This window comes from Sphingomonas sp. CFBP 13720 (assembly GCF_014842075.1).
In the GTDB taxonomy this organism is placed as follows: Bacteria; Pseudomonadota; Alphaproteobacteria; order Sphingomonadales; family Sphingomonadaceae; genus Sphingomonas.
The window spans coordinates 397,763-422,990 of record NZ_JACYVA010000001.1 but is presented as its reverse complement, the minus strand read 5'-3'; the positions used below and the strand labels follow the sequence as shown (position 1 = coordinate 422,990).

At 66.3% G+C, this 25,228-nt stretch carries 22 protein-coding genes and 1 tRNA gene; 10 read left to right on the top strand and 13 right to left on the bottom strand.

What is annotated here, in order from left to right:
* Nucleotides 1-27 precede the first annotated feature (27 nt).
* Nucleotides 28-753, bottom strand: a complete 726-nt coding sequence (locus IFT55_RS17660) for a helix-turn-helix domain-containing protein (protein WP_192088725.1) — start codon at nt 751-753, stop codon at nt 28-30.
* A 151-nt stretch (nt 754-904) separates the two neighbouring features.
* Here IFT55_RS17660 and IFT55_RS02080 point away from each other — a divergent pair, with 151 nt between their 5' ends.
* The 4 genes from IFT55_RS02080 (at nt 905) to IFT55_RS02065 (ending at nt 4,369) form a co-directional block, all read left to right on the top strand.
* A complete protein-coding gene (locus IFT55_RS02080; RefSeq protein ID WP_192088724.1) occupies nt 905-1,870 on the top strand; it encodes a ferritin-like domain-containing protein in 966 nt (321 codons plus the stop codon).
* Nucleotides 1,871-1,887: 17 nt separating this feature from the next.
* Nucleotides 1,888-2,889, top strand: coding sequence for a ferritin-like domain-containing protein (locus IFT55_RS02075; RefSeq protein ID WP_192088723.1), 1,002 nt, complete (start codon nt 1,888-1,890; stop codon nt 2,887-2,889).
* Nucleotides 2,890-3,058: 169 nt separating this feature from the next.
* Nucleotides 3,059-3,670 carry a TetR/AcrR family transcriptional regulator gene (locus IFT55_RS02070; protein ID WP_192088722.1) on the top strand — a complete coding sequence of 204 codons (612 nt, stop codon included), beginning with the start codon at nt 3,059-3,061 and terminating at the stop codon, nt 3,668-3,670.
* Nucleotides 3,671-3,979: 309 nt separating this feature from the next.
* Nucleotides 3,980-4,369, top strand: a complete 390-nt coding sequence (locus IFT55_RS02065; RefSeq protein WP_192088721.1) for a hypothetical protein — start codon at nt 3,980-3,982, stop codon at nt 4,367-4,369.
* Between the two features lie 95 nt (nt 4,370-4,464).
* Here IFT55_RS02065 and IFT55_RS02060 read toward each other — a convergent pair.
* A tRNA-Arg gene (locus IFT55_RS02060) sits at nt 4,465-4,541 on the bottom strand.
* Between the two features lie 56 nt (nt 4,542-4,597).
* Between IFT55_RS02060 and IFT55_RS02055 the strand changes: the two genes are divergently transcribed.
* A complete protein-coding gene (locus IFT55_RS02055) occupies nt 4,598-5,326 on the top strand; it encodes a queuosine precursor transporter (RefSeq protein ID WP_192088720.1) in 729 nt (242 codons plus the stop codon).
* Here the strand turns inward: IFT55_RS02055 and purQ are convergent, their stop codons facing one another.
* A complete protein-coding gene (purQ, locus tag IFT55_RS02050; RefSeq protein WP_192088719.1) occupies nt 5,327-5,995 on the bottom strand; it encodes a phosphoribosylformylglycinamidine synthase subunit PurQ in 669 nt (222 codons plus the stop codon).
* Entirely contained in the window at nt 5,992-6,222 is a 231-nt protein-coding gene (purS, locus tag IFT55_RS02045; protein ID WP_192088718.1) for a phosphoribosylformylglycinamidine synthase subunit PurS, read from the bottom strand. Before purS ends, purQ begins: the two co-directional genes overlap by 4 nt.
* A 124-nt stretch (nt 6,223-6,346) precedes the next feature.
* Here purS and IFT55_RS02040 point away from each other — a divergent pair, with 124 nt between their 5' ends.
* Both IFT55_RS02040 and IFT55_RS02035 read left to right on the top strand, forming a co-directional pair.
* The gene (locus IFT55_RS02040) at nt 6,347-6,817 is read left to right on the top strand and encodes a PH domain-containing protein (protein WP_192088717.1); all 471 of its coding nucleotides are present in this window, start codon (nt 6,347-6,349) and stop codon (nt 6,815-6,817) included.
* Nucleotides 6,811-8,247, top strand: a complete 1,437-nt coding sequence (locus tag IFT55_RS02035; protein WP_192088716.1) for a PH domain-containing protein — start codon at nt 6,811-6,813, stop codon at nt 8,245-8,247. The genes IFT55_RS02040 and IFT55_RS02035 overlap by 7 nt, the downstream gene beginning before the upstream one ends.
* A gap of 18 nt (nt 8,248-8,265) precedes the next feature.
* Here IFT55_RS02035 and IFT55_RS02030 read toward each other — a convergent pair whose 3' ends face one another.
* From IFT55_RS02030 to IFT55_RS02005, 6 genes are all read right to left on the bottom strand, one after another.
* The gene (locus tag IFT55_RS02030; RefSeq protein WP_192088715.1) at nt 8,266-9,579 is read right to left on the bottom strand and encodes a cell wall hydrolase; all 1,314 of its coding nucleotides are present in this window, start codon (nt 9,577-9,579) and stop codon (nt 8,266-8,268) included.
* Nucleotides 9,576-10,496, bottom strand: a complete 921-nt coding sequence (gene cysK / locus IFT55_RS02025) for a cysteine synthase A (protein ID WP_192088714.1) — start codon at nt 10,494-10,496, stop codon at nt 9,576-9,578. Before cysK ends, IFT55_RS02030 begins: the two co-directional genes overlap by 4 nt.
* Nucleotides 10,493-11,830, bottom strand: coding sequence for an MFS transporter (locus IFT55_RS02020; protein ID WP_192088713.1), 1,338 nt, complete (start codon nt 11,828-11,830; stop codon nt 10,493-10,495). Before IFT55_RS02020 ends, cysK begins: the two co-directional genes overlap by 4 nt.
* 109 nt (nt 11,831-11,939) lie before the next feature.
* Complete coding sequence (locus IFT55_RS02015) at nt 11,940-12,767, bottom strand: alpha/beta fold hydrolase (protein WP_192088712.1); 828 nt, start codon at nt 12,765-12,767, stop codon at nt 11,940-11,942.
* Between the two features lie 86 nt (nt 12,768-12,853).
* A complete protein-coding gene (locus IFT55_RS02010) occupies nt 12,854-13,054 on the bottom strand; it encodes a hypothetical protein (protein WP_192088711.1) in 201 nt (66 codons plus the stop codon).
* Between the two features lie 102 nt (nt 13,055-13,156).
* Entirely contained in the window at nt 13,157-15,445 is a 2,289-nt protein-coding gene (locus IFT55_RS02005) for an ATP-dependent helicase (protein WP_192088710.1), read from the bottom strand.
* A gap of 192 nt (nt 15,446-15,637) precedes the next feature.
* Between IFT55_RS02005 and IFT55_RS02000 the strand changes: the two genes are divergently transcribed.
* Complete coding sequence (locus tag IFT55_RS02000) at nt 15,638-15,946, top strand: UrcA family protein (RefSeq protein ID WP_192088709.1); 309 nt, start codon at nt 15,638-15,640, stop codon at nt 15,944-15,946.
* A gap of 62 nt (nt 15,947-16,008) precedes the next feature.
* On the opposite strand, the gene rsmD is transcribed toward IFT55_RS02000, so the two are convergent.
* Together rsmD and IFT55_RS01990 are read right to left on the bottom strand one after the other, a co-directional pair.
* Nucleotides 16,009-16,548, bottom strand: coding sequence for a 16S rRNA (guanine(966)-N(2))-methyltransferase RsmD (rsmD, locus tag IFT55_RS01995; protein WP_192088708.1), 540 nt, complete (start codon nt 16,546-16,548; stop codon nt 16,009-16,011).
* Nucleotides 16,548-18,194: a pseudouridine synthase gene (locus IFT55_RS01990; protein WP_342029206.1), complete on the bottom strand. Its 1,647-nt coding sequence runs from the start codon at nt 18,192-18,194 to the stop codon at nt 16,548-16,550. Before IFT55_RS01990 ends, rsmD begins: the two co-directional genes overlap by 1 nt.
* A 200-nt stretch (nt 18,195-18,394) precedes the next feature.
* Between IFT55_RS01990 and IFT55_RS01985 the strand changes: the two genes are divergently transcribed.
* Nucleotides 18,395-18,832, top strand: coding sequence for a response regulator (locus IFT55_RS01985; protein ID WP_192088707.1), 438 nt, complete (start codon nt 18,395-18,397; stop codon nt 18,830-18,832).
* Nucleotides 18,833-18,875: 43 nt separating this feature from the next.
* Here the strand turns inward: IFT55_RS01985 and IFT55_RS01980 are convergent, their stop codons facing one another.
* On the bottom strand, nt 18,876-23,426 hold the full coding sequence (locus IFT55_RS01980; protein WP_192088706.1) for a Calx-beta domain-containing protein: 4,551 nt from the start codon (nt 23,424-23,426) through the stop codon (nt 18,876-18,878).
* A 168-nt stretch (nt 23,427-23,594) separates the two neighbouring features.
* Here IFT55_RS01980 and IFT55_RS01975 point away from each other — a divergent pair, with 168 nt between their 5' ends.
* Complete coding sequence (locus IFT55_RS01975; RefSeq protein ID WP_249403524.1) at nt 23,595-25,226, top strand: AmpG family muropeptide MFS transporter; 1,632 nt, start codon at nt 23,595-23,597, stop codon at nt 25,224-25,226.
* The last annotated feature ends 2 nt before the right edge of the window (nt 25,227-25,228 follow it).

Sequence of the window (25,228 nt, the reverse complement as noted above, 5' to 3'; positions counted from 1 at the left end):
GTCACGTCGTGCGCCGACCGATCGGAGCTACCGGCCGCTGCCCATCACGCCGTCGGCCACGACATAGGCGAGGCTGGCGCAGGCCTCCAGCGCCGCCCGGTCGCGCATCGTTATCCGCCCACGGGTACACCGCACCATCCGCTCGCCTTCGAGGATGTGCAGGCAATCGGTGACCGTCGCCCGACGCAGGTTGAGTGTATCGGCGATCGCGGCATGGGTCACCGCCATCGTATCGCCGTCGATCCGGTCGTCGATCATCAGCAACAGTCGCGCGATGCGGCGTTCGGGGGCATCGCGCAACGCCGATGCCAGCGTCCGCGCCATCTGCATCGCGAACCGTTGCGAAAACTCCAGCAGTGCGGTCAGCACCGTCGGATCGTCGCGCACGACGTCCAGCATCGCATCGGCCGGTACGGTCAGGGCATGGCCCGACTGAATCCGCACGCTGGCGGTGAACGGCGCGGGCTGATCGCTCAACAGACGCGACCATCCGACTACGCCGTCCTTGCCGATCATGCCGACGTCCTGCAACTCGCTGCCCGTCGTCACGGCCAGCATCACCGGCGCGCTTTCGGGAAACACCAGCCGGTCGATCGGTTCGCCGCTACGCATCAGCGTGTCGCCGGGACGCAGTTCGATACGCGTCGCCGCCACGGCCAGCCGGCGGCGCGTGATAGCCGTCATCGCACCGATCAGTCCATTGTCGGTCGTGGGTAGTGGCGCTCCGCCACCTGCCGCCCCGTCTATCTTCACCGGTTCCACCTCACGCAAACCTTGCCTGCGCAAGGTTCGTCGCAATCGGCCGGACGGATGCACGTCGTACGGCCACGTACGGAAAATAATCCATGTGAGGCGTTCGCGCGTAGCTGCGGGTTGCAGGTCCATCAGAACGAAAGGGAGGCATATGACGGAACCCATGGCTGTCGCGGAGGCGTTCGACGCCCGCGTCAAACGGCGCGAGGAGCGTCGCGACTTCTTCAAAATGCTGGGCGGTGCGGCCGCAATCGGCGGTGCAGCCGTAATGGCGGGACGGGCGGACGTAGCGGTGGCGCAGTCCGCGCCAACCGATGCGGACGTGCTGAACTTCGCGTTGAATCTCGAATATCTCGAGGCGCAGTTCTATTATTTCGCGGCGTTCGGCAGCGGGTTGCCTACCAGCATTCTTAGCGGCACCGGTGTGCAGGGTGCGGTCACCGGCGGACGGCAGGTCACGTTTTCCGACCCGCTCGTGGGTCAATATGCCCGCGAAATCGCGGCGGACGAGCGTGCGCATGTCGAATTCCTGCGCACCGCGCTGGGCACGGCGGCGGTCGCGCAACCGGCGATCGACATTTCGGCAGCGCCAAGCGGCGCATTCTCGTCGGCGGCACGTGCGGCCGGGCTGGTCGGTGCCGGTGCGTCGTTCGATCCCTATGCCAGTGACGAAGCGTTCCTGCTCGGCGCGTTCATCTTCGAGGATGTCGGCGTGACTGCCTATAAGGGCGCTTCGCCGCTCTTGACCAACAAGACGTTCCTCGAAGCGGCAGCGGGTATTCTTGCAGTCGAGGCGTATCATGCCGCCATCGTGCGGACGACGCTGTATGCCAAGGGTATCGAAACGCCTTCGGCGCGGCTGATCGAAGCGACGGATGCGATCTCCGCCGCGCGCGACAGCCTCGACGGCACCAGCGACCTTGATCAGGGGCTGACCCCGGTTCCGGCCAGCACGACGCTGACCAACATCGTTCCGCTCGACGCAAACGGCATCGCGTACAGCCGGTCTGCCGGACAGGTGCTCAACATCGTCTACCTGAACCGTCTGCAGGTAACCGGCGGCGGGTTCTTCCCGAACGGTGTCAACGGCACCATCCGCGCCAGCGCCGCGAACTGAGGGCAGGGAGCCATATCATGACCACCAACGATCCGATCCTTCAGGTTCTCGAAGCCTGTGGCGAGCGTCGCAACGCCCGTCGCCAATTCATGCGCTATGCCGGAGGGGCGGCAGTCGCCACCGCCGGCGCGTCACTGCTCGCGGCATGCGACAAGGAGCGCGGGCCGATCCCCGCGCCGACTCCGACACCCACGCCGACCGGCACGGCGGCACTGACCGATGGCGACGTGCTGAACTTCGCGCTGAACCTCGAATATCTCGAAGCGCAGTTCTATTCCTTCGCCGCGACCGGTGCTGGTCTCCCTAATTCCAGCCTGACCGGGACCGGTACGCAGGGGGCAGTGACCGGCGGACAGATGGTGAAGTTCACCGATCCGCTGGTCGCCCGTTATGCGCGGGAAATCGCGCAGGACGAGATCGCGCACGTCAACTTTCTGCGTCAGGCGCTGGGAACGGCGGCGGTGGCGCAGCCGGCGATCGATATCGGCGTGACGGCGACCAGCGCCTTTTCGAACGCTGCGCGTGCGGCGGGGCTCATTGGCGCGGGCGCGGCGTTCGACGTCTATGCCACCGACGAGAATTTCCTGCTCGGTGCCTATATCTTCGAAGATGTCGGCGTCACCGCGTACAAGGGGGCGGTCGGTTTGATTACCAACAAGACCTTCCTCGAAGCGGCTGCAGGCATTCATGCGGCCGAGGCGTATCACGCCGGTCTGGTCCGCACGGTGCTGTACCGCAAGGGTGTGGCAGCGGTGGCGTTGATCGATGCGACCGAGGCGATCTCGACCGCACGCGACAGTCTGGATGGCAGTAGCGATCTCGATCAGGGCGTGCGTGCGACCGGGCCTGCGACGGCACTGGTGTCGAACCTCGTGCCGACCGATGCCAACGGCATCGCGTACAGCCGGACGGCGGGACAGGTTCTCAACATCGTCTATCTCGATCGCACGGCGAAGACGGCGGGCGGGTTTTTCCCCAACGGCGTCAACGGTACGATCCGATCCAGCGCCGCGAACTGATCGCGCAATTGCTGGTCTGACAGGATGCCGTCCCGCAAGGGGCGGCATTCTTCGTTCGCGACTGCGGCGCCGTGCAACCGGTCGCAACGCGGTTCGCACGACGCTGGCATCGGTGCCGCGGCGCGGGTTGCTTGGACATTGCGGACCGGCGGCTTATATACCGCCCGTTATGGAAACCAAGACCAGCATTGCGATCAAGGGTCGCCCCCGCGAATTCTGCGTCGATACCGCGCTGTCGGCGGCGCTGCGCGTGTTCTGGGCCAAGGGCTATGAGGGCGCGTCGATGACCGACCTCACCGAAGCCATGGGGATCACGCGCCCCAGCCTGTATGCCGCGTTCGGCAATAAGGAGGCGTTGTTCCGCAAGGCGCTCGACCTCTATGAATCGGAAAAGATGGACTATACCCGCTGCGCACTCGAAGCGCCGACCGCGCGGGGAGTGGTCGAACGGCTGATGCGTGGCGGCCTTGCGAACCAGACCGGCGACGGCGGAGCCAAGGGGTGTCTGGGCGTCATCAGCACCGTCGCCTGCGGGGAAGCCGCGCTGGGGATCAAGGACGAAGTGATCGCGCGCCGCGAATCATCTCGGCTGGCGTTGATCGAACGATTTTATCGGGCGCGGGACGACGGTGATTTCGGCGCTGACGTCGATGTCGACGGGCTGGTCAGTTACCTGTTCGCCATCCTGCAGGGGATGGCCGTACAGGCCGGGTCGGGCGCGTCGCGCGAGGATCTGGAGCGGATGACCGGGGTTGCACTGAAGCTGTGGCCGACCCGCTGAACGGTCGATAAAAATTCGTACCGACCGGTATAGAAGCCGTTGACGATCCTTCAACGCGTTTATATACTGCACGGTATAGAACAAGGGGTCTTTGGTCGGATGGTGACATTCCGCCAGTGATGACGGGTTCTGGAGCCTTCGACTGCAAACCGGTCGGGCCGATAGCCCGATCCTGAACGTACCATAGTTTAAATTACGACTGCCGGGCGCGCGATGGCGTGCGTCCGATCGACATTGTTCGGTCAGCGCCGGAGCATCGGGTTCCGGCGATCGCGGGTCTGCGCCCGGCCGACATCAGGGGAGACGACGATGGCATATCTGGCCTTTACCGAACTTGCCGGCGGCACCGACCAGCAACTGCCCGACGCGATGATCGCGCCGGTCGAACCGCGGCGCGCGGGGTTTTCCGCGCTCGAATGGTCGGTGGTTGCGATCGCACGCCGCGACCGGCTGTCCACGCTGCGACAGCCGGGCCGCATGTCGATGGCGATGGGCGCCTTGTTCGGCGGGGTCCGTGATCCGCGACTTGCAGACCCGCAATTGGAAGCGCTGCGGCGGATGGCGGTGCTGACATGGCATCGCGGCTATTCGGTGGCCCCGTCGGAAGTGGCAGCATTCAACGCGGCGGGATACTCGCTCGACCAGTATCATGCGCTGGTGGGTAGCTGTTCGGCCCGGAAACTGGCGGCGCGGAACTGACGTGATCCGGCGATTCGTCGCGACCGTCGTCCGGTCGACGCGCCGTGGAAGTCCGTGATCTCACGCTGCGGCATGATCTGCGCAGGACAGGAAAATGGCGCACCCGGAGGGATTTGAACCCCCGACCAAGGAGGTAGAAGCTCCTTGCTCTATCCAGCTGAGCTACGGGTGCCCGCCGCTTCGTTAGCGCGCATTGCGGCGAAGCGGAACCGCTATCATAACGGCGGCATGCAACCAGCGGACGATGAGCAACCGGTACGGGCCGACGCGGGTGGACGGACCGACTTCCGCCATTTCGACGCGGTGATGGCCGCGTTCGTAACCATCCTGCTGCTGTCGAACGTAGTCGGTGCGGGAAAGGTCGCGGCGATCGATATCGGGGGTGCGCCGTTCGTATTCGGTGCGGGCATCCTGTTCTTTCCGGTGTCGTACGTGCTGGGCGACGTGCTGACCGAAGTCTATGGCTATGCCCGCGCGCGGCGGTGCATCTGGGTCGGGTTCGTCGCGCTGCTGTTCATGGCGTTCATGTGCTTCGTCGTCGTCGCGATGCCGCCGGCCCCGGGCTGGGCGGGGCAGGGCGCGTACGAAGCGGTGTTCGGTCAGGTGCCACGCATCGTCTTCGCCTCGATCGCCGCTTTCTGGGCGGGCGAGTTCGTGAACGCCTATGTCCTGGCGCGCATGAAGCTGTGGACCGGCGGGCGGGCGCTGTGGTCGCGCACCATCGGGTCCACGATCGTAGGGCAGGCGGTCGACAGCGCGATCTTCTATCCGCTGGCGTTTCTGGGCGTGTGGTCGACGGAACAGGTCGTGACGGTCATGGTCACCAACTGGGCGATGAAGGTCGCGTGGGAAGTCGTGCTGACCCCGGCGACCTATGCCGTGGTCGGCTGGCTCAAGCGGCGCGAAGGGGTCGACCTGTTCGACGAGGCGACCGACTTCTCGCCGTTTGCGCGATGATTATGCGCCAACCTTCGCCAGCAGCCCTTCGAACAGCGCCCGCCCGTCGCGGCCGCCATGGGCCGCTTCGATGCGGCGTTCGGGATGCGGCATCATGCCCAGCACGTTGCCGTTAGCGTTGACCAGCCCGGCAATGTCGCGCGCCGATCCGTTGACCGGTTCGGCATAGCGGAACGCCACCTGTCCCTCGCCCTCGATCCGGTCGAGCGTCGCATCATCGGCGAAGAAATTGCCGTCGTGATGCGCCACCGGCACGCGAATGGTGTCGCCCGCGCGGTATCCGGCGGTAAAGTTCGACCGGGTGTCGCCGACCTTCAGCGCGACGTCGCGGCAAACGAAGTTCAGCCCGCGGTTGCGCATCAGCGCGCCCGGCAAAAGCCCGGCTTCGGTCAGGATCTGGAAGCCGTTGCAGATGCCGATCACCGGCAACCCCTTGCCCGCCGCGTCGATCACCGCCCGCATGACCGGGGATCGCGCCGCGATGGCGCCCGAACGCAGGTAATCGCCATAGGAAAAGCCCCCGGGCACGGCGACCAGCCCGATATCGTCGGGCAGGTCGCTGTCACGATGCCACACCATCGTCGGCGCGGTGCCGGTGACGGTTTCCAGCGCCACCGCGATGTCGCGGTCGCAGTTCGACCCCGGAAAGACGATGACGGCGGTCTTCATGCGCGTTCGACCCGATAGTTTTCGATGACGGTGTTGGCGAGCAGCTTGCGGCACATCGCGTCGACCGTTTCGTCGGTCGTGCCGTCGGCGACGTCGAGTTCGATCAGCTTGCCGACGCGCGCCTCGCCCACGCCTTCGAAGCCAAGCGAGCCGAGCGCGTGTTCGATCGCCTTGCCCTGCGGATCGAGCACGCCGTTCTTGAGCGTCACGACGATGCGGAGTTTCATGGGGAAGCCTCGACCAGTGCGGAATGAAATGTTGCGCGCGCTATGGCCTTCGACGCGCCGTGGCACAAGGGGGCGGTCCGGTTTCGCTTGTGCGGTGGCGTATTGGCTGCCTATCACACCCGATATGCACGACGCTCTCGACCCGCTCGATCCACGCTATCTCTCGGTCCTGCGCTGGCATGGCGCGATCACCGGCGCGTTGCTGTTGCTTCCTGCCGCGGGACTGGAAACCGGGCTGTACTTCAACGATCTGCCCAACGGCTTCGTCGTCGCGATCGCGCTGGCGGTGGCGGCATGGTTGACGGTCGTCGCGCCGCCGCGTCGCTTCCGGCACTGGGGGTTCCTGCTGACCGATCGCGAACTGCACGTCGCGCACGGATGGTGGACGCGGGTCCATACCATCGTGCCGGTCGGCCGCGTCCAGCATATCGACCTGACGCAAGGGCCGATCGAACGATCGCAGGGGGTCGCTACGCTGGTGCTGCATACCGCGGGCACCGAGCACAGCGAAGTGACGGTGCCCGGCCTGTCGCGCGAACGGGCGGAGGAGGTGCGCGACCGCATCCGCGCGGCGATCGAAGCATCGCCGTGGTAACCGCCGAGCCATCGGCCCCGCGTCGGCTGCACCCCGGTACGATCGGACTGCGCGCGCTGGCGCGAGGACCATCGACGCTGTTCGCGCTGCCGGCGATGATTGCTGCGACCGGGCGGGGGCATATCCTTGCCGCGCTGGGGATCGTTGTCGCGCTGTCGCTGGTCGTCATGGTGTTCGGCTGGATCAAATGGCGGATGTTCACCTATGCGATCGGCGCGGGGGAGGTGACCATCGCGTCGGGATTGCTCCATAAATCGCGGCGATCGATCCCGTTCGACCGGATTCAGGACGTGTCCATCGAACGCAAGCCGCTCGCCCGGCTGTTCGGCCTTGCCCGCGTGCGGATCGAGACCGGTGGCGGAGAGGCGGACGAGGCCGCGCTGGACAGCGTGTCGCTGGCGGAAGCTCAGCGGTTGCGCGCGGTGCTGCTGGGTCGCACCGCGCCCGCCGTCGATGCCGTCCCGGCGATGGAGGACCGAGAGACGGTGTTCGCCATGTCGCCCCGTCGCGTGCTGACGATGGGCGCGTTCGGCTTTTCACTGGTGTGGGTCGGGCTGCTGTTCGCCGCGCTCAACCAGTTGAGCGACGTCATCGACTTCGACTGGCGCGAGGTGCGCGACATGGCGGGCATCGCCCGGCAACAGGCGATGGCGCTGGTCACCCCGATCTTCGCGCTGCTCGCCTTCGCCGCCGCGCTGGTGATCGGAGCGGTCAGCGGCATCGTGCGCACGCTGCTGGTCGAACATGGCTTTCGGCTGGAGCGCGACGGTGACCGACTGCGCCGCACGCGCGGGCTGGCGACGCGGACCGAGGTGGTGGTGGTGCTGCGCCGGGTTCAGTTGGCGCTGATCGAACGTGGCATGCTCAGCGGCCGGTTCGGCTGGTCGAGCCTGAAGTTCCAGACCTTGGGCGGCAGCGACGATGTGGGCGGGCGTCAGGTCGTCGCGCCGTTCGCGCGCGACGGGGAAGTCGACGGACTGCTGTCGATCGCGGGCTATCCGCACTTCGATCCGCTGCCGCTGCGTCCGGTTGCGTTCGGCCATGCCGTGCGTGCGGGGTTGATGCGTGGGGGCGTGCCGCTGCTGGCGGTGTTGGTCGCGGCGATGGTCGTGCCGCTGGCCGGGCTGGCAGTGTTGCTGGTGCCCATTCCGGTCGTCCTTGCGCTCATGGCACGACGGCGGCACCGATATGCGATCGTCGGCGATACGGTGCAGGTGATGCGCGGCGTGCTGGCGAAGGAGGCGTGGATCGTGCCGTTGTCACGCATTCAGGCGGTGTCCGTAACGCGTACGCCGCTGCAACGGCTCCTCGGCATCGCGACGGTGCGCATCGGCACGGCGGGCGCGCGGGGAATGGCGCGGCCGAACGTCGTGGATCTGGCGGTCGAGGACGCGCGGGCGCTGGCGGCGGGACTGGTGCGCCCCGCCTGACCCGTTCGGCGCTTCGGATCAGCCGCGGGGCGGTGTCGGCGCGGGATCGGCAACCGGTTCGGCCCGCCGCCGCACACCGGGAAGCACTGCCGTGGGCGTGGCGGTCGGTGTCGGCGCAACGACGGGCGGTGCCACCGCGCGCTTCATGCACTGCGCTGCCGGACGCTGTACCTGCTGGCAGTTCCACAATTGCCGCTCGATCGGCTGTGCACGATCCCGGAAATAGCTGAACGTCATCGTCGCCTTCGCTTCCGGCTCGGTTGCCTCCGCGCCGGTCGCTGGAACCGCCTTCGCATCGCGCCAGCCCATGACCATGCACCATGGCCGCTCGCCGCAGGTCGCCAGCGCCGTTTTCGGCCATCCGTCCGGCGCGCCGCTTAGCGGCAGCAGGAACATGTTCGGATAATCCGCCGCCTCGCGCGACCCGCCCGTGCCCTGACCGGTCAACGTCGCGGTCAGTCCTGCGATTTCCTGTTCCACCGCCAGTTCCTGCGGCAGCTTATGCGCGTCGGACTGTGCCGCAAGCTGGACGATGCGCGGCTCGACGCTTTCGGGCGTACGGCGGAACGCGGGTGGCGTCCCCCACCATCCGGTCCAGCGGAAGAACAGATGCGTGTCGACCTTCGCGATCTTGTCGAGGCTCGATTGCCAGTACGGGACCACCCAGTCCGTATGGTAATGCGTCGCATAGCCGACTGGTGCGAACACATATCCCCCCAGCGCCGCCGTCGCCACCGCGCGCGCGCGTTGCCAGAAGGTCTCGGCATAGCTGCGCGTCAGCGCGCCGTCGCAGGTAAAGGTGAACTGGCACCCGGTTCGGCGTTCCGAACCCTGGAACACCACTGCGCAGACGCTTTTGGGAAAGGCGGGATGCCGCAACCGGTTCAGCACGACCTGCGCCACCGCACGCTGTCCAGTGCGGTCGTCGCCCGCTTCGTACAGTACGGCGGCGGCAAGGCAGTCGGTCGCGCGCGACAGGTCTTCGGCACCTCCGGCGAACCGGAACGATCGCGCGGCCGGCCGTGGACCGGTCGCGAACGGTACGCGCGCGTTGAACGTGCGCGCGTCTTCGGGGGCCAGCGCCTGATATTCGATCGGCTCGACCTCCGGGACGATCGTGGACGGTACGACACGGCGCGGACGCACGACACCTTCCGCCGTCATACGCAGCGGCGGCGTGGTGGTGACGACCACCGCCGGTATGGCGACGGCGGCCACCGCCAGCAGCACGAGTATGCCGTCGAGCGCGACCGAACCGGTGCGGATGCCGTCGCCTGCGTCCGTCCGCTCCGGGCCGGACGACCCGGCGCGGACGGGCAGGTCGATCGTCATTGTTCGGGCAGGAAGTCGGGCACCGACAGATAACGCTCGCCGGTATCGTAGTTGAAGCCCAGCACCCGCACGCCATCGGGCAGATCGGGCAGCTTTTGAAGTATCGCCGCGAGCGTTGCGCCGGAGGAAATTCCGACCAGCATCCCCTCTTCGGACGCGGAGCGACGCGCCATGTCCTTGGCGACGGCGGCGTCGACCTTGATGACGCCGTCGATCGCCTGCGTATGCAGGTTCGCCGGCACGAAGCCCGCACCGATGCCCTGGATCGGATGGGGCCCCGGCTGGCCGCCCGAAATGACCGGCGAAAGGTCGGGTTCGACCGCATAGACCTTCAGGTCCGGCCAAGCCTTCTTCAACGTTTCCGCCACGCCGGTGATGTGTCCGCCCGTGCCGACGCCGGTAATGATGACGTCGATCGGCGCATCGGCGAAGTCGGTCAGGATTTCCTGTGCGGTGGTACGGACATGCACGTCGATGTTCGCCGGGTTCTCGAACTGCTGCGGAATCCACGCGTCGGCGGTCTGCGCGGCCAGTTCGTGCGCACGCTCGATCGCGCCCTTCATTCCCTTCTCGCGCGGAGTCAGGTCGAAGCTGGCACCATAGGCGAGCATCAGCCGCCGCCGCTCAAGGCTCATGCTTTCGGGCATCACGAGGATCAGCTTGTAGCCCTTGACCGCCGCGACCATTGCCAGGCCGACGCCGGTATTGCCGCTGGTCGGTTCGATGATCGTGCCGCCGGGTTTCAGATCGCCCGACGCTTCCGCCGCCTCGATCATCGCCAACGCGATGCGATCCTTGATCGACCCGCCGGGGTTCGAGCGTTCGGACTTGATCCACACCTCGGCGTCGCCGAACAGCCGCTGGACGCGGATGTGCGGCGTGTTGCCGATGGTCTGCAGGATGGTATCGGCCTTCATGGCTGGCTCTCCTTGGGTACGACTTCTAACGTAGCAGGCGGCGTGAAGCTGCGTGCGGCACGTAATTCGGGGAACAGGCGCGACCACAGCATGGTGACACCGATCGCCAACACACCGCCGCCGGCGACCGCGACGACCGGTCCGACCAGCGCGGCGAGGAATCCGGAACGTGCCTCGCCCAGCTCGTTCGATCCCGATACGAACAGCGTCGACACCGCTCCCACGCGGCCGCGCATGGCATCGGGGGTGTGCAACTGGATCAGCGACTGGCGGACATAGACCGACACCATGTCGGTCGCCCCGACGACGAACAGCGCGCCCAGCGCCAGCAAGACCGCCGGCGCGAAATCGCTGCCGATCGCAGCGGAACCGAACACCGGCAATAGCAGCGGCGCGGACAGGCCGAACAACGCGGTCGCCGCGCCGAACGCCATCACCGACAACAGCATCTTGGCACCGACATCCTTCGACAGCGGCTTGATGGCGAAGACGCCTGCGACGACCACCGCGCCAAGCGCGGGCGCGGCGCGTAGATGGCCGAGGCCGTCGGCACCGATCTGAAGGATGTCGCGGGCATAAATCGGCAGCATTGCCGTCGCGCCGCCGAGCAGTACCGCGAACAGGTCGAGCGAAATAGCACCGAAGACCAGCCGGTTACGCCGGACATAGGCCAGTCCGTCAAGCATCTGACGCCATGGATTCGCAGCGCCAGTGATGGCCGGGCGCGGGATCGGCGGGATCGGCGGGATCAGGAATAGCCCGAACAGCCCGAACAGGAACAGCCCTGCGGACACCGCATAGGGCAGGAAATGTCCGGCGGCGTAAAGATAGCCGCCCATCGCGGGACCGAGCACCGATCCACCCTGCCAAGCGATCGAACTCATCGCGATCGCGGTCGGCAGCACGGCAGCGGGAACGAGGTTGGGGGCAAGTGCCTGCAACGCCGGACCGGCGAATGCCCGCGCCACCCCCAGCAACGAAGCGACGAAGAACAACCATGGCAAGGTGATGGCATCGGTATAGGTCAGCCATGCGAGCAGCAGCGCGCAGCAGCACTCCAGTGCGACCGATCCGCGTGCGATCCAGCGCCGGTCGATCCGGTCGGCTACCCATCCGGCGACAAGCGACAGGATCAGCAGCGGCAGGAACTGCGCGATCCCGATCAAGCCTAGCTGAAACGCCGACTCCTTCACTGTCATCGTCTCGCGCGCAATGTCGTACACCTGCCACCCGATCACCACGACCATCGCGATCTGCGCGAGCGTGTTCGACAGCCGCGCAAGGAAATAGGCGCGAAACGCCGGGATACGGAATGGATGGGGGGAAGCGGACATCGGGATGGGGCTTAGGTCCGCAGGAGGGCGGGTGCAATGCAGATCGGCTTGGGGGGATTATGCCAAAGCTTGGCGGGCACCGGAATGATGCCCGCCAAACCGCCGCCGATCAGTGCCGGCCGAGGAACGCCAGCAGATCCTGGGTCAGTCGATCGCTTTCGGTCGCGAACAGGCCATGGGGCGCACCATCATATTCGATCAGCGTCGCATTCGGCACCGCCTTCGCCACCGCTCGCCCTGTCGCGTCGATCGGCACCGTCTGGTCGGCCGTGCCATGGATCACCAGCGTGGGTACGGTGAACGACGAAAGGTCCGGACGGAAGTCCGTCGTCCCGAATGCCTCGGCGCACGCCAGCGTCGGCTTCAGCCCCGCCTGCATCGCCGTGTTCCACGACAGGTCGAGCGTTTCCTCGCTCACCGGGCTCGTGATGAAGCCTACGCCATAGAACTGGTCGAAGAAGGTGCGGAAGAATTTCGGGCGATCCGACTTGATGTTGTCGGCGATTTCCTGAAGCTGTTCCTGCGGCACGCCGTCGGGATTGTCGTCGGTCTTCAGCATGTACGGTACGACCGATCCGACCAGCGCGACCTGGCTGACGCCCTTGCCACGATGCCGCGACAGATAGCGCGCGACCTCGCCGCCGCCCATCGAAAAGCCGACTAGTGCCGCATCGTCGGTCACGCCGGTTTCCGCCATCACGTCGGCCAGGTCGTCGGACAACGTATCATAGTCGTAGCCCGACCATGGCTGATCCGAACGACCGAACCCGCGACGGTCATACGCGATCACCCGGTATCCCGCTTCCGCCAGCGCCATCGCCTGCGGATCCCAGCTATCGGCCGACAGCGGCCAGCCGTGTATCAGGATGACAGGCCGGCCCTGGCCCCAGTCCTTTACGAACAGGCTCGTTCCATCGCGGGTCTTGATATACGGCATCGACGAATTTCCTCATTCTGGAAGTCGTCAGCCCAACGAGCCAGTGTCGTTCGGGTTGCCTGTCCGCAGTGGCACGGTCCGGCGTGCTACCGGCCGCCGGTGACGACGCCGAGGGTCGGTCGCATAGCCGGACGCTCAGACCGCTCCGCCTCGATTACCAGTTGGGAGTAGCGCGCGGCCATTTCGGCATGGACGTGCCGTACCTCCGGCAGCATCGCATCGTCGGCATGGGCCTGACATTCGAGTGCACGACGGCGGTAATACTCGGCGTTGTTCAGATATGACACCGTATCCCTCCTGAGTTACGTAGTATCACCATCTTCATCGCACGATTCCGACGAATAGTCTCTTACCCACGTTAATTTGAAATTCATCCGCGCACTTGCGGGTTATTGCGCCGATTCGCCGGTGCTGACGAAACTGTCGAGCACGCGCTTGCGCCCGGCACTGTCGAACTCGACCTCCAGCTTGTTGCCTTCGATCGCGTCGATGATGCCGTATCCGAACTTCTGGTGAAACACGCGCTGACCCTTGGTCAGGTCGGCGCGCCCCTTGTTGCCCAGACTGATCGCACTTGCCCGCGCCTCTACGACGCGGGACGGGGCGGGGGTGAAGGTCGATCCCTGCGCCGCCGCACGCTGCCACCCCGGACCGCGACCGGTGCCACGCGCGAGATCGGCGAACGGATCGCCGCGTTCGGACCAGTTGGCGCGCCACAGGCTTTCGCCGCCCGCCATCGTCGTCTCGGTTTCGATATGCTCAGCGGGCAACTCGCCGACGAACCGCGAGGGTAGAGACGAATTCCACTGGCCGTAGATACGCCGGTTGGCGGCATGGAACACGACTGCCAGCCGCCGCGCACGCGTGATCGCGACATAGGCGAGCCGGCGTTCCTCCTCCAGCGACGCCGTGCCGCCTTCATCGAGCGAGCGTTGCGACGGGAACAGTCCTTCTTCCCATCCGACGCAGAAGACCGTGTCGAACTCCAGCCCCTTGGCTGCATGGATCGTCATGATCGTGACCTTCGGTTCTTCCGCCGCCGCCTCGTTGTCCATGACGAGGCTGACATGTTCGAGGAATGCGCCTAGCGATTCATATTCTTCCATCGCGCGGACCAGCTCGGTCAGGTTTTCCAGCCGTCCGGCCGCTTCCGCCGATTTTTCCAGCTGGTACATCGCGGTATAGCCGCTTTCGTCCAGCATCTGACGCGCCAGTTCGGCATGGGGCAGCGTCAGCGCCATGTCGCGCCAGCGCGCGAAGTCGCCGACCAGTCGGCCGAGCGACTTGCGTGCCGCGCCGGCCAGTTCGTCGGTGTCGAGGATGCGCGCAGCGGCGGTCATCAGCGACGATCCCGTGGCGCGGGCATAGCGGTGGATCGTCTGCACCGCCTTGTCGCCCAGACCGCGCTTCGGCACGTTGACGATACGCTCGAACGCCAGATCGTCCGCCGGCTGGTTGACGACGCGCAGATAAGCGAGCGCATCGCGGATTTCCGCGCGTTCGTAGAAGCGGAATCCGCCGACGATGCGATACGGCATGCCGATCCCGATGAAGCGTTCCTCGAACTCGCGCGTCTGGTGCTGCGCGCGGACGAGGATGGCACAGTCGTTCAGGCTCTTGCCCTGCCGTTGCACCTGTTCGATCGTGTCGGCGACCCGGCGGGCTTCTTCGGGTCCGTCCCACACCCCGACGACGCGGACTTTTTCGCCGACATCGGTTTCGGTCCACAGCGTCTTGCCCAGCCGCCCGCCATTATGGGCGATGACGCCCGATGCCGCGCCGAGGATGTGCGGAGTCGACCTGTAATTCTGTTCGAGCCGGACGATCTTGGCCCCCGGAAAATCACGCTCGAACCGCAGGATGTTCTCGACCTGCGCGCCACGCCACGAATAGATCGACTGATCGTCGTCGCCGACGCAGCACAGGTTGCGGCGTTCCTGCGCCAACAGTCGCAGCCATAAATACTGGACGCTGTTGGTGTCCTGATATTCGTCGACCATGATGTAGCGGAACCGTTGCTGATACTGTTCCAGCACGCCGCGATCCGTGCGCAGAACGGTTAAAACATGCAGCAACAGGTCGCCGAAGTCGCAGGCGTTCACGGCTTTCAAACGGTCCTGATATTGCTGGTACAGTTCGCCGCCGCGCCCGTTGGCAAAGCGCTCGCTTTCACCCGCGTCGACGTCCGCCGGGACCATGCCCTTGTTCTTCCAGCCGTCGATCAGCCCTGCCAGACTGCGCGCGGGCCAACGCTTCTCGTCGAGGTCGGCGGCGACGATCAACTGTTTGAGCAGCCGCAACTGGTCATCAGTGTCGAGGATCGTGAAATTGCTCTGCAATCCGACCAGTTCGGCATGCCGCCGCAGCATCTTGGCACCGATCGCGTGGAACGTGCCCAGCCACGGCATCCCCTCCACCGCATCGCCGACCAGCCGCCCGACGCGTTCGCGCATCTCACGCGCGGCCTTGTTGGTGAACGTCACCGACAGGATCTCGGACGGATACGCCTTGCGCGTGAACAACAGGTGCGCCAGCCGCGCGGTCAGCGCCGCCGTCTTGCCGGTGCCCGCGCCGGCCAGCACCAGTACAGGGCCGTCGGTGGTCAGCACCGCATCGCGCTGAGGTTCGTTCAGTCCGCGCAGATAAGGCGGTTCGGCGGTCGTCTGGGGCAGGGACATCGTCGAACAGGTAGGGAACGAAGCGTAACGCGACAAGCAATGTTATCGTTACGATACCGTCATCATCGTGACACGGGACTGTCGCGCGAACGCCATCCGCCGCGCGTAGGGGCCGCGTTGCCGGTGAACGACGGCGCCCGATCCCCGGGCGACCGACGTCGCGACGGGCACGCCTCTGCAGGAGCTATCCCGATGACCACCCGTTTCGCCGCGCTCGCGGCCGTTGCCCTTTGCCTGACGTCCACCGCCCATGCGCAGGTGCGCGAGCCGGTGACGATCCGTGTTTCCTATGCCGGCCTCGACCTGACCAGCGCGTCGGGCCGCGCCATGCTCGACGCCCGGATCGATCGTGCCTCGCGCTACGCCTGCCGTTCGGCGCTGACGGGCCTGCCCCGCGCGATGGACGAGGCACGTTGCCGGACCGAAATGCGCGACGACGCACGGGTTCGCGTTGCGCAGTTGCAGTCGTCGCGCGCGCGGGAAGTCGCCAGCGCGCAGTGATCTGCCGGGTCGATGGTTCCTGCCCCTTCGATCGAAGGGGCAGGTCGGCCTTCGCACCGGGATCAGGTCAGCCGAAGCAGCGTGACCTTCGCCTTGCCATATACCCGCTCGGCATCGACCGTGAACTGCGGCAGCGCCAGCGTTTCCGCCTTTGCCGTTTCGATGCTGACCCACGTCGCCGGGCCGATCCAGCCCAGCCGCGCCAGCTTGTCCGCCGCTACCGCCCCCGCGCCGCTGTCATAGGGCGGGTCCATCATCACGAGGTCCATCGGTTTGGCCGCCGCGCCCAGCGACAAGACCGACGTCGCCCGGACATCGCCGCCAGTGGCTTCCAGCTTGGCAAGGTTCGCGCGCAATGCGTCGAGCGCCGGCCGGTCCTGTTCGACGAACAGACAGCTTGCCGCACCGCGCGACAGCGCTTCGATTCCCAGCGCGCCCGACCCGGCGAACAGGTCGGCCACCGCCAGCCCCTCGAAACTGCCGATGCGGCTGACGAGCATCGAGAACAACGCCTCGCGCGTGCGATCAGCGGTGGGGCGGGTCGCATCGCCCTTCGGCGCGGCGATCGGACGACCGCGCCACTGGCCCGATATCACCCGCATCAGCGCTTGCCTGCCGGACCGGGACGCTTGGGACCGCTGCCCTTGGGCTTGCCGGGGCGCCGCGGACGGGTCGGTGCCGCTGCCTTGGCCCAGCCGATGCGTTTGCCCGGCTTATCCGCGAAGCTCGCACGATCGGCTTCGGAAGCCTCCGCCTGCGTCATGCGCCGGTCGACCGGGCCGTTACGCACCGGTTTCACCGGCTCGGCCTGCGTCGGTCGCCCGCCACGCGCGGGCCTGACCGGCTCGGCCACTGCCGTGCGCACCGGCCGCTGACCGCGTGGCGTCGCTTCGTCATAGCCCGGCCGTTCGGCATAGGCCGCCGCGCGTCTGGTCCGCGCATTGCCGGTATCGCGCGGCCCGTTGCCATAGGCCCGGCGGTCGCCCAGCCCCGGCTGCTTGCGTTCGGCCGGAGTCTGCCCCGCCTGCGCCAACGGATCGAACCCGTCGCGCCGGTCGACCGGACGTTCGGTCGCATGGCTGCGAAACCCCGTCGGTCGTGCGGGTTGCGAGGCACGCTGGCCGAAACCAGGCCGGTCGCCGTCGCGCTGTGGCCGGTTGCCGAATCCGGCCCGCGGCTCGTCGGTCCGAGGACGGGGTGTGAAGCCCGGCCGGTCGCCGTCGCGTTGTGGTCGGCTGCCGAATCCGGCCCGCGGCTCGTCGGCACGGGGGCGCGGTGCGAAGCCCGGCCGGTCGCCGTCGGGCCGTGGTCGGTTGCCGAACCCGGTACGCGGCTCGTCGGTCCGGGGACGGGGTGCGAAGCCAGACCGTTCGCCCTCATCGCGATCGGGCCGGCGGCCGGCGAACCCCGATCGTTGTCCGTCGCGCTCGACCCGGGGGCGGCGGTCGTCGCCGAATCGTGCGCGCGGTGCCGGTTCGACCGGTTCGGGGCGCGGCAACGGGGCGTTGCGCTTCCATGCCTTGAGCGCTGCCGGATCGGCACCTTCGGGAATCGGCTTGCTGGTCGGCTTGTTGGCCAGCGTCTTGCGGAACGCGACCAGTTCATGCTGCCGGATTTCGTCGACTTCGGCCTCGGGCAGGTCGTCGAGCAGGAACGGGCCATAGCGAACGCGGATCAGACGCGAAACCTTCAGCCCCAGATGTTCGAGCACGCGGCGAACCTCACGATTCTTGCCTTCGGTCAGCGTCATCTCGATCCACGTATTGGTGCCGGTCCGCCGTTCCAGATTGGCGTTGATCGGGCCGTAGCGCACGCCGTCGACCTCGATGCCCAACATCAGGTCTTCCAACTGCTGCTGGCTGACCTCGCCATATGCGCGCGCGCGATAAGTCCGTTCGACCCCCGTCGCGGGCAGTTCCAGCCGGCGCTTCAATTCGCCGTCGGTCGTCATCAGCAACAGACCCTCGGTATTCAGGTCGAGTCGCCCGACCGGGATCAGTCGCGGCAATCCTGCCGGCAACCGGTCGTAGATCGTCGGGCGGCCGCTCATGTCGCGTTCGGCGGTCAGCGTGCCGGCGGGCTTGTGAAAGCGGAACAGCCGGGTCGGCTCGGGCGCGGCCACCGGGCCTCCGTCCACGGTCACGCCCTTCAGGCTGGTCAGCACGGTCGCGGGCGTTTCGACGACGGTGCCGTCGATCGCGATGCGTCCGGCGGCGATCATCCGTTCGATATCGCGGCGCGAGGCCACCCCGGCACGCGCCAGCAATTTGGCGATGCGCTGGCCTTCGCGCGGCGATTCGGTCGAGTTGGTCGGGGGCGTAGCGATGATGTATATGTCCGTTTGCGGCGACGCGACGAAAGTTTCCGCCCAAGCGGTTCCTTCGTCGCCTTCGCGAGTTTGTCGCTTCGTATAGGGTGGATGCGGTTCAGTGGAAAGCGAGTGGGGTCATGTTGTTCGGGCGGAAGAAACGGAACATCACCCGGATACTCGTGGTCGAGGACGAACCGCTGGTCGCGTTCGACACCGAACACTTCCTCATCGCATCGGGTTTCGAGATCGCGGGGACGGTCGATACCGTCGCGGCGGCGCTGGCGGCGATCGAGGGTGAGGGCGAACTGGACCTGATTCTGGCCGACGTTAACCTGTCGGACGGCAGCGGGCTTGAAGTAGCGCGCATCGCGCATGCACGCGGCATCCCTGTGCTGCTGGTCACGGGTGCCTGCCCGGAAGGCGCCGATGGCGTTGCGGCGGGGTGGCTGGCCAAACCCTATCCGCAGAAGGATCTTCTGGGCGCGATCGATGCGATCGGCGCGGTGATTGGCGGAGAGAAGCTGCCAAGGCGTTTGCCGCAGGGATTCGACTTGTTCCCCCGGCCAGCCATGTAGGAACGGGGGGAGGGGGAATGCCCCCTCTCCCCCCGTCGGATGGTCAGAGCAGGTCGAGCGTTCCGGCCATGTCGGTCGTCGAGCCGACTGCGCTGTAGAGATAATAGGCGACTCCATCCTTCGTCAGCATGCCGTCATATTCCAGCTTGCGGATGCTGCCGCCGCTTGCGTTCTGCACCGTAATCGTGCCGCCGCCGGACAGGTCGAACACCCGGTTGCTGCCTGAATCGATAACGCCGTTGCGGTTCGTATCGCGCAGCCGCACCGTGCTGACGAGGAAGTCCTCGGCGGAAAAGTCGCGGATACGGTCATTCCCACCTGCGCCCGCCGCGTCGTAGAAGAACAGGTCCGTGCCCGCACCGCCCGACAACTGATCGGTACCCGCACCGCCGAACAGCAGGTCGCGACCGGTGCCCCCGAACAACGTGTCGTTGCCGGAACCACCGGACAGCCGGTCGTCGCCGCCGAAGCCTTCGATCGTATCGGCCCCGGCCGTGCCGCTCAGCAGCTCGCCAAAGCTGCGGAAGTCGAACTGCGCCAACGCCGGATCATGATCCGACAACGCCGGGTTGGTGCCGCCCAGATTATTGTATCCGGTATTGAGGTGCACGACGTCATAGTTCGCCACTGCGCTTAGCTGCTGGTCGACCACGATATGGTCGATCGCCTGGCTGCGCCCGTCAAAGGCATAGGTATAGCGTTCGGCTTCGGTCAGCTCGGTCACGGTCAGATTGTCGAAGCGCGCGCCGCCGTCGCGGGCAACACCGTCGGCGTCGACATAGCCGGTCGCGGCCTCCATGGTGCGGTTAAAGTAAAATTCGTTCCAGTCACCGCCCGCGACGATGCGGTTGTCGGTCGACCCCGACTGGATCGTATCGAGCATGTGCCAGATATCGTCGGCGACTGCGTTGCGCTTGGCCCACGCGGCATTTTCGGGTTGGCCATTGTCGATGTCCTGATCGATCTGCCAGAAACTGCCCGACCCGCCCTTCGAGGGCAGATGGTTGGCCGTGACATAGACGGCGTTGCCGTTGAACGTGAATTCGCCCAGCAACGATTTGCGGGTGTTGGCCCAGTCGGCAGCGTCGACCTGTCCGGCGATCATGCTGTCGTCGAACGCGATCTGGTCGCCGGCGTCGCGCACGCCGTCGCCGATCCGGTCGGTAAAGGCACGGCGCTGTTCGATGGTCGCATCGGCGGGCAGGTCGCCCAGCTGAACCCGGTTGGTGTTGTACAGGAACCCGACGCGGATATTGCCGCTCTGTTCGCCGCCTTCGGCATTGTAGACCGGCAGTTCGTCGACCCACTGATAGTTCTGGCCGGTGGCGGCGTTCACCGCGTCGGTCAGCATCTGCCACGTCATCGACGCATCGCTGCCGCGTGCCGACGCACCATCGCCCGCTGCTGCCCCGTTATTGTCCTGAATTTCCTCGATCGACAGGATGTCGGGCGAGTTCAGGTTGGTCGCGATCGCCTGCGCGAGCGCGGCAAAGCGCGCAGCGCCGTCGGTCGGATCGAGATTTTCGACGTTGAACGTCGCGACGGTCAGCGCGCGGGCATCGGCTGCGATCGTCGTGGACTCCGCGACCGGCGTCGTGTCCTCGACGATCGTCACCGCTTCGGTCACGAACAGCTTCAGGTCGGTGAAGTCGAATTCGACGATACCAGTCACGTCGCCCAGCCGGTCGCCCATCGACGCCGCCGTCGTCAGACCGGTGGGTGCCGCCACCGCGAAATCGGAGAAATCGAGTTCGAGGATGTCGGGGTTGACGTCGCCGTCGTGGATGTAGCGTCCGCCCGACTGCGTATCATCGCGCGGGTCGATCGTGTCGGGCGGCGACAGCGGCGGATCTCCCGCGATGGTATAGCCGCCGCGGCTGTTGATCTGGTCGGCATCGGCATGAACGGTCGAATACGCCTTGAAGAACGGATCGCCCCCCGACGTCCCGATGAAGCCGTCGGCGACGACCATGTCGGGAACGGTGACCTGCATCCCCTCGATCGTTTCGAAGAAATCCACTGCGTCGTTCTGCGGGTCGAAACCGGCGGCGGTGCCGGTGTTGAAATAGTTCGGCACCTCGTCCGTCAGGATCGCGCTGGGGATCGCCCGCCCGGCCGACCCGTCGAGCAGCAGCGTCGGCAGCGTCTGGTTCGATGCGTCGACCGTAATGCCGCTGATGCCGGTCAGCACCGTGCGCGGCAGGTTGGTGAACGACTGATATTCCATGATCTGCGCGGTCACGGTCACCAGGTCGCCGACCTGCAGCGCAGGCGCGACCGACCCGAGCGTCGCGCCTGCATTGGCATCGTCGCGCGTCATCACGAAGATTCCTTCGGACGTCAGCGCGTTCGCATCCCAGTCCGCGTTTTCCTCGGTCAGGTAGAAACCCTGCCGCGCGCCGACACCGTCCAGCGCGGTGACAACCGCCTGGATCGTCACGGTCAGCGTCGACCGGGTGTTGAAGCTGTTGACGCCGTCCGCCGACAGGATCGGGCTGAAATGCGCCGCGCCCTGCACATCATGGATACGGAACAGGTCGTCCGACACGATCGTGCCTTCACCTGATGCGTCCGCGATCACGGTATCGCCGGTCGCCGCCGACAGGTCGACGTAGAAGCTTTCGTTCGCTTCCGCTGCCGTATCGCCGTTGATGGCGACGGTTACGGTCTTGCTGTTCTCCCCGGCGGCGAACTCGATCTGTCCCGCCGTCGCATCGAAGTCTCTGTCCGACGTCGCGGTCCCGCCGCGCGTAGCATAGGCGACCGAAAATGGCTGGTCGCCGCCGGTGCGGATAATGGTGAAGGTCGCGAAGACCTGTCCGGCGTCGCCTTCGGTCACGGTTGCATCGCCGATCGAAACCGATGGCGGCAGTCCGTCGTCGTTACGGATGGTCGCCCGACCCTGCGAATCGCGTACTTCGGCGTCGCCGGTCGGATTGGACAGGTTAAGGAAGAAGGTTTCGTCGCCCTCCGCCACGGTATCGCCGTTCACGGTGACGGTGACGGTCGCGGTTTCCTGGCCGGCTTCGAACGATAGGGTGCCGCTGGTCGCGACATAGTCGGCGCCTGCCGTCGCGGTGCCGTCCGCAGTAGCGAAATCGACCGAGAACGCGCCGTCGGCTCCGTTGCGCATGACGGTGAACGATACGGTGCGCGTGCCGCCATCGCCTTCGCTGAAGCCGATATCGCTGACCGACAGTTGCGGAACGAGTGGGGTGAAGCTCTGCCCAACGTTCACCGCGCCTGCCGTATCGTCGGCGATCAGCGCGAAGGCGAAGTCGCCCGCCTCGCTGCCCGCGCCGACACGTCCGATCGACGTGCCGTCGGCATTGCCCGGCTCGCTCACGCCGACATCGATGCTCGTCAGTCCATCGGCGGGGCCACCGACCGCGGTGAAGGTGCCTTCATAGCTTAGAAACTCGATCACGCCCTCGGGACCGACCAGCGCCAGCGCATCCGGTGCGCCGTTCTGCAACCCGGTCGCCGCGACGCTGATGGTGCCGAACCCACCCTGCTGGTCGGCGATGATCCCGGCCAGCGTGATGGTCTGATACGCCGTGCCGTTCGACCCATTGTACAGCACCAGCGAATATCCGGTCAGGTCCAGCCCGGCCGGTCCGGCGATCTCGACGAACTCACCCTCGTCGGCACCAGCATCGTCATAATGGAACTCGTTGATCCATGGCTGGACGGTCGCGGGGCGGCTGTCGTCGTTCAGGATCGTGCCCGTCGCGCTCGCGGTGCTGATCGTCGCGCCGCCGGTCGCATCGGACAGGGTCAGGACGATGGTTTCGTCCGGTTCGAAGGCGGTATCCGCATTCACCTCGATCGTCACGGTACGGCTGGTCTCACCATCGGCGAAGGTCAGCGTGCCGGTGGGCAGGGCAGCGACATCGTCCGCCCCGGCGGTGCCGAACGCGGTGGCATAGTCGACGCTCGCCGCCCCGCTGCTGCCGCCAATGCGGTTGACCGTGAACACCAGCTCCACGGTCCCGGCATCGCCCTCCGTCACGGCCACGTCGGCGACGCCGAACGCGCCGGCATTGCCGGTTTCGACTGCGAAACTGCCGGCATAGGCGACGCCCGCCGTATCGTTCAGCGTCCAGTTGGCCTCGTCCGCGATCGCGGCGAGGATCTGTGCACGCGTCCCGGTCGTCGGGCCGGTATAGGCACCGTTGTCCTCGGCAAAGGCAATCGCGTCGGTGCCGAAGGTCAGGCCGGTCGGCACGGCGCTGCTGTTCGAATTGGTGGCGTCGCCGGCATAGTTCGTGTTGCCATCGGCGAAATCGACCGAAAACAGGAAGGTCGGGTCGGCGGCAGTGCCGACATAGGCGTGGATCTGATCCCCGCCGACCGCCGGATTGAACGATCCGGTCAGCCCGGAAATGGTCACGACCGTACCGATCGGGGTTCCAGCGGGGACGATATAGCTGACCACGCCTTCGCCGGTGCGGAACGCGCCCCCGGCGGTCCAGCCATTGTCGGTGAAGAAGATCGTTTCGCCCGACAGATCGGCCAGCAGCACGAACGCGAACGACTTGACGCCCGTATCGGCACCGAAGCCGACCAGTGCGATATCTCCGGGAAGTGCCATGTTTTTCTCCTGAACCTGTTCCGTGCCGTGGGTATCCGGCGCGGTCGATGCGTCGTCCTAAGGCGCGTCGATGACACTAATGTGGACGCGGCATCAACCATGTCGGGCGCGCCTTGCCCGCCCGCGCGCCGCTCTCTAGGGTCGCATCCCTGCCGGGAAGGGACTTTAATGACGCAAGCTGCGCCCAAGGGGCTGGCGCTGATCCGCATGGGGCTGGGCAACCGCAAGACGGGGGTAATGCTGGCGTTCGGCTTCGCTGCCGGGCTTCCCTACACGCTGTTGCTCGGCACGCTGAACGCATGGCTCGGGGAGGCGAAGATCAACCTTGCCACCATCGGCCTGCTATCGTGGATCGGTCTGGTCTACGCGTTCAAGTTCCTGTGGTCGCCGCTGGTCGACCGGATGCGGTTGCCGTTGCTCGACCGGTTCGGGCGGCGGCGGTCGTGGTTGCTGCTGTGTCAGGCCGCACTGGCGGCGACGTTCCTTGCGCTGTCGGCGACCGATCCGGCGATCGGTATCGGCTGGTTCGCGCTGGTCGCGGTGATCGGCGCTTTCGCGGCGGCGACGCAGGACGTGGTGATCGACGCATGGCGGATCGACGTGGCGGACGACCGTGCGACTCTGGGCATCCTGTCGTCGATCTATCAACTCGGCTATCGCACCGCCGCGCTGGTCGGCGGCGCGCTGGCGCTGGTGCTGGCGGCGCGGATCAGCTGGCCGATGGTCTATGCGATCATGGGCGGCGTGATGGCGGCGATGCTGATCGTCACGCTGCTTGCCCCCGATACGCCGCGCCCCGCCGCGATCGATCCCGCGCATCCGGTCGCAGGACCGTCGCACCGCGACAAGCGGACCGGACTCGCAATCGTCGGACTGTGCTGGACGTGGGCGATCGTCACCATCGCCGCTTTCATGACCCGTGCGCTGACCGTCGCGCCGGGAGCCACCCCGCCCAGCGTTGGCGACTTTACCCGGCTGACGGGACCGTGGATCGTCGTGGCGACCGTCGTCGTGCCCGCGCTGGTCGCCGCATGGCTCAACGGTCGCGGAGCGGCAGGAGAGGGTGCGCGTTCTCCCGGTTGGGTGGAACACGGTCATCGTGCACTCATCCTGCCCCTTTCGGAGCTGGTAGGGCGGCTGCGCTGGGGCATCGTCGTCGTGCTGGGGCTGATCCTCAGCTACCGCCTGTGCGATTCGATCTGGGGACCATTCGCCTATCCGTTCTATCTGGAGGAACTGCGGTACACGAACGACGAAGTGGCGTTCGCGTCGAAGATTTTTGGCGTGGGCATGACGATCATCGGCGTGTCGCTGGGCGGTGTCCTGTTCGCCACTTTGGGGCGGATGCCGACGTTGCTGATTGGCGCAATGGTCGCTGCGGCCAGCAATCTGCTCTATGCCGACCTTGCTGCGGGTGCGCCGGTGATCGATGCCGTGGCGGGTGCGACCGGGCTGCTCGGGCTGGGCGTCGACGCGCGGATGGTGCGGTTGATGGTCGCGATCTCGGGCGAGAATATCGCGGGCGGCCTCGCCGGGGCGGCGTTCGTGGCGTATCTGTCGTCGATCGCGAGCAAGGAGCACAGCGCGGTGCAATATGCCCTGCTATCGTCGCTCACGCTGCTGGTCGGGTCGCTGGGCCGTGCCGGGCTGGGGGAGGCGGTCGAGCAGATGGGCTATGCGCCGGTGTTCCGCTTCACTGCCGCGCTGGGGCTGGTCGCGATCGGGTTCGTGCTGCTGGAATGGGTGCGGTGGCGGCGGGAGGTCGCCCGGTACGGACTGGCCCCCGAAGCGGCACGATAGGA